This is a genomic window from Streptomyces beijiangensis, assembly GCF_017315755.1.
GTDB lineage: Bacteria > Actinomycetota > Actinomycetes > Streptomycetales > Streptomycetaceae > Streptomyces > Streptomyces beijiangensis.
Genome location: NZ_JAFLRJ010001473.1, coordinates 1 through 735, shown reverse-complemented (window position 1 = coordinate 735; position 735 = coordinate 1). Strand labels below are relative to the sequence as shown.

The window sequence follows — 735 nt, the reverse complement described above, 5'->3', positions numbered from 1 at the left end:
CCCCGTCGGAGCGCGTACGAAGTATGTCACGGGTCCCCCCGCCCCCGGCACCGGAACAACACGATTGATCTGAGCATTTCTTGAGCTTGGCGGGTTAGTGTCTTCCGCTTGCGGCTGGTCATGGTCATGTCCCAAAGGTCATGACGACTCGGGCCGCTCCGTTCGTGCGCCCGGAGTGGGCTCGGGCGTCACATCTTCCGTCCTGGATTCCGCCGGACCGTCATTCGTCCGTGACGATGTGATCATCGGCCGCATCTGCGGCGTCAGATAAGCCGACGGCAGCGACGGCGCGTTTTCGCGCCCGGCGTTGGCGATCACCACCGCGATGTACGGCAGCAGCATGCCGATAACCAGCGCTACGATCGCGACGTGCCGCTCCACGTTCCAGAGCGTGGCCGCGAGGACGACCGAAATCGTACGAACGATCATCGAGATCACGTACCGGCGCTGCCGCCCGCGTACATCTTCCTGGAGACCCGTTCTGGCGCCGGTGATCCGGAACACCTGGACGCCGCCGTTGCCATGCTGCTTCCGCATCGCGTTCCACCATCCGCCCGAATCGGACTTTCCCTGCCTCCGGCCGTCCTGCGACCGGCCGGGACCCGGGCCCGCACGTCACCACGTTACGCCGCGTCCCCACCGCCCACGAGACCGGGGCGCCCGGCCCGTGCCCCCGTCCGTGTCCCGGGCCCGGACCCCGGCGTGTCCGTCCAGCCTGCGCCGCGGTGCGTACGG

Annotated in this window: 1 protein-coding gene; it reads right to left on the bottom strand. The window is 68.0% G+C overall.

Annotated features, from left to right (window positions below):
• Positions 1-138 precede the first annotated feature (138 nt).
• Positions 139-537 (bottom strand): DUF3099 domain-containing protein, encoded by a 399-nt coding sequence (locus J0695_RS42310; RefSeq protein WP_206970101.1) that lies wholly within the window; start codon positions 535-537, stop codon positions 139-141.
• Positions 538-735 lie beyond the last annotated feature (198 nt).

What these genes read in the sequence shown, in the direction of transcription:
- J0695_RS42310 (WP_206970101.1), bottom strand. Translation starts at nt 537, where the DNA reads ATGCGGAAGCAGCATGGCAACGGCGGCGTCCAGGTGTTCCGGATCACC.